Source organism: Marinovum algicola, assembly GCF_900109145.1.
GTDB lineage: Bacteria > Pseudomonadota > Alphaproteobacteria > Rhodobacterales > Rhodobacteraceae > Marinovum > Marinovum algicola.
This window is the reverse complement of the sequence record NZ_FNYY01000052.1, coordinates 1-6,398: the sequence shown is the minus strand read 5'-3', so window position 1 is coordinate 6,398 and position 6,398 is coordinate 1. Positions and strand designations below refer to the sequence as shown.

The following is a 6,398-nucleotide window of genomic DNA, read 5'->3' as shown; positions in this document are numbered from 1 at the left end:
CGGTCCGAGCGGTCCGAGCGGTCCGAGCGGTCCGAGTGGGACTCTGGGCGTATGCGCGGGGCTGCGCTGTCAGGCCGAGATGCATCCAGGCGCACCGCTGAGACAAGGGTTTGCGCTCAGAGCGGATATGAGGGGCCTTAGGGTGCCTCTAGAAGTTTTCAGCCGTATAGAGGCTACCCGGGACGTGATGGCCTCCTGGCGCGCTCTCAGCGCCTCTGGTGCCGCATTGCCCTTGCGCCTGGTCTGACGATGGCTGTGCTGCCGAAGTTAAGCTCAACTGGACGTCAAATTCCTGGAGACTTCGCGGCCGCGAGCCCGCTACTGGAGGGGGTGGCCGCACGCCGAGAGGCCTATGTGCTTACTTATTGCGACGCTCACCCTGAATTCGGCGCCCCTCACAGAGCCGCGGCGCTACTAACTGAGGGGAATCTCATCTATCATATATACCCTGTAAGGTACCCTATACCTTCCCTCTCTGAAGCATCTACCAGAAGAGACATGAGAGGAGGGGGAGGGTCGCGCCGCGGCGGCGGCGCGTTCAAGAGGGCCTGAAGGTCTTCCATCGCTTCCTCAGGTCGTCGAGCGCGGTGCCGATGCGGTCGTTCATCTCCGACCACCTGACGAGGCCGATGGCCTGAGAGGCGGTCCTTCGAGGCAGCGGCTTGCCTGAGCCTCTCAGCGTCTCACGGTCGCGCTCGTATCTGGCCCGGTTTCGAAGCTCGATGCCATAGACGCCCCGGGATTGAAGCTGCACCTCGATGTCCTTCAACAGGTCCTCCTCATCAGGGACGACAGGCAGCCAGAGGGACAGATACGGGCTGGTCAGCTTGCGGAAGGACACGGTCGCGAGGTCGTCAACGGTCTTGACGCCTCTGCCTGCGAGGGTCTGCTCCCAGGAGAGGGTCACCTCCAGCCTGGCACGGCGATCCTTGAAGGCAAGGTACTCGAGCGTGTTCTTTCCCGGGTTCCTGCGGTCCGCGATCTTGTGCTGGGCGCTGGTCATTGCCGAGGCGGCCGTGGCTCCCCGGTAGAGCGTGGCATTCAGGTAGGGGAGGTCTCCGGGCGTCTCGCTCAACAGCCTGTCGCGCACGTCTTTGTCTTTGTCTTTGACTTGAAGATCGGAGACGCGGCTGGCCTTCTTTGGGTGCTGGAACAGGTATTTAGGTTTGGAGCTGATGCTTGTCCGGGCATCTCCATATCTCGGGATGATCCCGTCTTCGATGGGAAAGGCTGAGGCAGGCGCCCAGTGATGACGATGCAGGAGCGCGACCATCTTCTCCCTTTGCAAGAGCGCCGCTGTCTCGGATGAGGACCTGGGAAAGATGTCGATGGAGATTTCGAGAAGATGCAACTGTACCGGACCATTGAGGCCGATATCCTCGCGCAAAACCTTCAGTAGGGATGACAGGGGAGCGGGCTCCGGGTCCTGCACGAGGATTGCGAAACAGTGTCCGGCTGATTTCGATCCGTCAAGCTCCGGCAGGGGTTTTCCCCAATTCTCGCGATCTTTGTCTTTGCGGCGGGCAGGGTCCCGAACATAGGTGGTGGCATCGGTCTTGGCCGTGAGGCGGCGTTGCAGGCTACGTTCGTCGGTGATCTTCTTGGTCTCGACGAGCAGGACCATCCGGTCGACTACGGCGTGAAACCGATAGTCTTCCGGTTCGACATCCGGGCGCAGAACCAATTTCTGCGGCTTGGATGCGCTGGGAACGCCCAGGAGGGTCGGCTTGTATTCCAGGTGCGGCAGTGGCACGGCGGCTAAGATTTTGCCGCGGTATTCCTGGCGTTTCTCATCCGAAGAATAGGGCAGGTCAATCTTGAACGCGCGGGCCACAGCCGGGACGGGTGGTGTCACACTTGAGGCGGGGAGAGGTGCTTTCTTCTTGGCAGGCTTCGGCGTGATGCCGGCGCGGATGGCTTCGATATTCGGTGAGGAGGTGACGACCTTTCCACCAAAGCGCGCACTGCCGCTTCCGACATGAGACCGGTATCCGGACAGGAGCCTCCGCAATTGTCGTAGCTGCGAGTCGAAGAATTCAGGCTCCCGAGTTTCGCCGAACAGAGGTTTCCACCGGCGTGCAAGGTCGGCCTTGTTGATGGCTTGGGTGCGGTGCTTCTGGCGGGGCGCGTCGCGTCCGTGCTTCTCCTCGATCGGCCTCAGCGAAAGTTCCAACATCGCGGCCGCCACGGTCTTGAGAACGAGCCGCAGATCGGGCTCCGGGCCACCCTTTCTACGATACCCGGGATGACGCTCAACCAGGAGCCAGTCACCAAAGGCGACCAGCTCGGCCTGTCTGTGGAGCTTTCCCTTCTCATCCACGGCATCTGCTTCTGACTTCGGCATGGCCTTTCCCCAATGCTTGGGACGGGCGGCTAGAAGACCATTCAGGCAGCGGATGAAATCGGCGTCGTCGTGCTGATCTTCCAACCGACCGGCGACCACCAACTTGGAAGTCTTGCTCAGGTCGTCGATCTGGCCTGCAACGCGCTGTCGGAGGGTGTCGCACATGATGGACGTCTCGTGCTGAGGGCGGGCCTTGTTCTCTAGCGCCGCGCCAGAGCAACGGCAACTCGTTCGGACGCTAGAAATCGCCGGGCCGAAGGTGTGATCCCGGCCTGTCCCGGGCACCGCAAGTCCGTGCGATTTCCCATCGAAGACATTTCTCCCGCCAGCAAATCCCATCAACGCCGCAGCTATAACAATAGTATCGATAACAAGAAGTTAGCAGACGAAAGGAGCGCGAAAATGAGCGTGAAACCACATCAGGAAACCGAACTTGCCAAGTACGTCGCGAAACGGGTGCTGGCCTTGAAGCCGAGGAAGTCGCAGATCGAGATCGCGGCGGCCGCCGGTTTCGTGCACCCCAACATGGTCTCGATGATCAAGAGTGGCGCGTCGAAGCTGCCGCTGGACCGTGTACCCTCGATGGCGGCGGCCCTCGAATGCGACCCGGCCTACCTCATGCGGCTGGCCTTGGAGCAGTCGATCGGCAAGACCGCCACCGCGGCCGTGCTTGAGGCCTTCGGTACGCCGGTGACGCAGAACGAGCTGGGTTGGCTGGAGGAGATCCGCGACGCCTCTGACAACACCGACCCGAGGCTGACCCGGAGAGCGCGTACCGCGATCCAAGGCATCTTCGGCAAGTAGACAAGGTCCAGGGCGGCGTCCGATGCAATGCACCAGGCGCCGCCTGCATGGTTACATGTCGCCCCAAGAGGGTGCCTGATGTTTACATGAGGTTTCCATGGGGGTGCCTCAATGTTTCCATCGCACCGCCCGCGCCCCTCGAAAACCATCGATTTCAGCCCATTTCGGCCTCTCACTAGTGAGCTATGTTTCCCCTATGTTTACATTTCGGAGGCCGATTTTCGTTTTACGGCTGTGTCATGTAAACATAGCCATGGCGTAAGCCCTTTAAAAACAAGGGCTTCGAGCAAGGGGAGCCTTCCGGCAAGGGTGACAAAGCGTCCGGATCGGCAGGAATGCGTGTCAGGATCGCTCTCTGTACAGGTGTGGATGCCGGTGGCTGCTTGCGCGACGCCAGGACCTCACTCGCTAGATGACCGCGTCGCCTCATAGCCGTAGGTAGGGTCTCAAGGACAGGAGTCCGGTAGAGGCGACCGCGCCGCGTGGTCTCCATCTCTCAGGGACCGTGGCGGCTCCGCTTGCTTTCGCCACGAGCACGGTGCCCATGACCTCCTCCTGTGATTTCCTTGAGGCCATCGTATAGGAAATCACACAAGCACACTCTCTCCCACACGCATCTCCACCTTCAGACCGCTATAACACTAACAGCACCTTAAGAGGTGAGATGGATACACAAGTGAAGGACGATAAGGATGATGGAGAGGGACGTGGCGCGGGATCGCGGTCAGGAAATCCGGAAGATGGCGGTGGGCTACGCACGGGTCTCGACCAAGGAGCAGGGCGCGCGTGGAACGAGCCTGGAGGCCCAGAGAGACGCCATAGACCGCTTTGCCGACTTCTCCGGGTACACAGTGCTGGACCACTTCTCTGACGTCGCCAGCGGGGCCGGAGAAGACAGCTTTCACCAGAGGTCCGGGTTGCAGGATGCCTTGCGTCTGGCCGCATCAGAGGGGGCTGATGTCATCGTCTGGAGCTGGGATCGTCTCTCCCGGTATGCCGACATCGAGAACCAGATCCGAACCATTCTTCCTGCGGCTTGTGAGGTCATCTGCGTCGAGGAACCAATGACCCTCCGGCGCGCGTCCGAGGCAGCCAGGTTCGAACACGCAGAGCGCCGCCGGAAAGTGCTCTCGGAGAGAACCCGTGAGTCATTGGCTGCGAGGAGGGCTCAGGGCGTTCAACTCGGCAACCCGACGATCAGGGAGCTTCAGGGAAAGGCGTCTAAGGCCAATGCCGAGAAGGCACAGTTGCAGGTGGAGCGGATTGCCAGCGTGCTTCGCCAGGAGGATGCTGCTGGGCTGAGCTATGCTGAGATCGCGGCGCTGCTGAATAGCAAGGGGATCAGGACCTCGCGAAACAAGGAATGGAACGCGTCGAGAGTGCGCATTCCGGTAACCAAGGCGCGCAAGTTGTTGCAGGAGGAAGAGGCGTTCTATTCCAAGCAACCTGGCTTTGGCATGATGTGAATCTTTTGCGAGGAAAGGCTTGGTTGTCCGGGACGGGCCGAGGGTGTTTCTGATTTCCGAAGATGCACAGGGCATGCTCCGAACATGTGGCAATGCCGCTGCTTCTGGACCGCTTGCAGGCGGGCTTTCGACACGGGGCGCATGTTCAATCATCAGGGTCTCGCAAGGACCTCTGCCGGATTGCGCCACCGAGGCTGACCGGAACCGTGCGATGAAGATGAGCCTTGAGGGTTCTCGGAGCTCATCCAAGGAGCCGGATGCGTCGACGGCTTCCCGGAGGAGAAGCTGGTTCGGAGGGAAGTATCGCAGCTGAGGCTCGTGACGGAACGGCTGCGGCCATTCCCCGCGCGTGAGGCCGTCGCTGTCCACAGTCGTGGCGTGAGCAGCATCGCGCCTGCGCGCAAAGGAACCCCGCACCTCTTGAAGGAAAGAAGGAAAGCGCGTTCCTGTCGCTCCCGTGAAAGGAGCTTTCGAACCGGCAATCAGGAAAGGCTCGATGGTCAGGGAGCGGCCGCGGCATCGATGGGGTATCGAAGTCCTAGGAAATTCGCACTGCTTGCATGGGGATGCATCGGGGCGCCGCAATGTCCCCAAGATCGGATGCTCCGATACTGAACCCCAAGGGCATCTGTCCATTCATGGTCGCCGGCACCAGGCGTCTCCGATTGGATGTGCAGCTAGGCGGCCTTTTTCATCGTGTGGAGCATTGCGCCTGGCCCGACAGGGCGGGGCGTGAATGACGTGACATTGGTCGAGGCGGCGGGGTGCGCGTAGCTGGCCTTGATCGTCACCCGAAATACACAAACGGTTGCGATCACGAGGCCGAAGCTCAGGAGAGCCGCGCCGGTCGCGAGGATCGCGGTCATCGAGACATCGCCGGCAATCACCGCCCAGAGGCCGACCAGTGATCCGGCGAGGGCGAGCGGCAACAGGCCGGTCCAAAGCGACAGCAGGATCGAGCCCAAAACCTCGGTCCTCAACCAGCTGTCATGGGGCGATCGGATGCTGCTGTAGTCAATCGCACAGATCAACGCGCCAGTCGACCCACTCTATCCGCCGCCGTTTTCTGCTGCCCTACCTGCGGCTCCCGGTTGCCTTGTCGAAGAAATGGACCTTCGCCGGGTCGATCGACACGGTGAGCTTCTGCCCGACTTCGATGTCGACACCTCCGTCAAGCACCGCGGTCGCCGGTTTCCCGCCCAACTCAAAGGTGATATGGGTTTGCGCGCCCGTTGGCTCCACCAGGGTGGTCGAACCGGACAACGGCACACCGGAGGCATCGGCCGTGAAATGCTCCGGCCGCAGGCCGACGACGACCTTGTCGTGTTCGGCGATCTTCGGATGGTTGCTGGTGACGGGAACCATTTGCCCACCGGCCAGCTCCGCCGCCAACCCGGTGTCGGTCTTCACGATGGTGGCGTCGATCAGGTTCATCGACGGGGTGCCGATGAAAGCTGCCACGAACAGGTTGTCGGGCTTGTTGTAGAGGTCGATCGGACGCCCGACCTGCTCGATATTGCCGCCGTTGAGGATCACCACCCGGTCGGCCAGCGTCATCGCCTCGATCTGGTCGTGGGTGACGTAGATCGAGGTCGTCTTCACCCGCTGGTGCAGCGTCTTGATCTCCGACCGCATCTGGACGCGCAGCTTGGCGTCGAGGTTCGACAGCGGCTCGTCAAAGAGGAAGGCCGCCGGATCGCGCACGATGGCGCGGCCCATCGCCACGCGCTGGCGCTGGCCTCCCGACAGCTGCCCAGGCTTGCGATCAAGCAGCTTGTCGAGTT

5 protein-coding genes are annotated in these 6,398 nt (G+C 61.3%); 2 read left to right on the top strand and 3 right to left on the bottom strand.

Going from position 1 to position 6,398, the window contains the following annotated elements; genetic code table 11:
- Positions 1 to 538: 538 nt before the first annotated feature.
- The gene (locus tag BMW90_RS25945; RefSeq protein WP_074840674.1) at positions 539 to 2,509 is read right to left on the bottom strand and encodes a hypothetical protein; all 1,971 of its coding nucleotides are present in this window, start codon (positions 2,507 to 2,509) and stop codon (positions 539 to 541) included.
- Between the two features lie 237 nt (positions 2,510 to 2,746).
- On the opposite strand from BMW90_RS25945, the gene BMW90_RS25940 reads away from it, so the two are divergent.
- Both BMW90_RS25940 and BMW90_RS25935 read left to right on the top strand, forming a co-directional pair.
- Positions 2,747 to 3,148, top strand: a complete 402-nt coding sequence (locus BMW90_RS25940; protein WP_074840672.1) for a helix-turn-helix domain-containing protein — start codon at positions 2,747 to 2,749, stop codon at positions 3,146 to 3,148.
- Between the two features lie 692 nt (positions 3,149 to 3,840).
- Positions 3,841 to 4,614 (top strand): recombinase family protein, encoded by a 774-nt coding sequence (locus BMW90_RS25935; protein ID WP_074840670.1) that lies wholly within the window; start codon positions 3,841 to 3,843, stop codon positions 4,612 to 4,614.
- A 677-nt stretch (positions 4,615 to 5,291) separates the two neighbouring features.
- Here BMW90_RS25935 and BMW90_RS25930 read toward each other — a convergent pair.
- Together BMW90_RS25930 and BMW90_RS25925 are read right to left on the bottom strand one after the other, a co-directional pair.
- The gene (locus tag BMW90_RS25930) at positions 5,292 to 5,579 is read right to left on the bottom strand and encodes a hypothetical protein (RefSeq protein WP_074840668.1); all 288 of its coding nucleotides are present in this window, start codon (positions 5,577 to 5,579) and stop codon (positions 5,292 to 5,294) included.
- A 109-nt stretch (positions 5,580 to 5,688) separates the two neighbouring features.
- Positions 5,689 to 6,398: ABC transporter ATP-binding protein (locus tag BMW90_RS25925; protein WP_139211568.1), on the bottom strand; the 710-nt coding region annotated here is incomplete at its 5' end.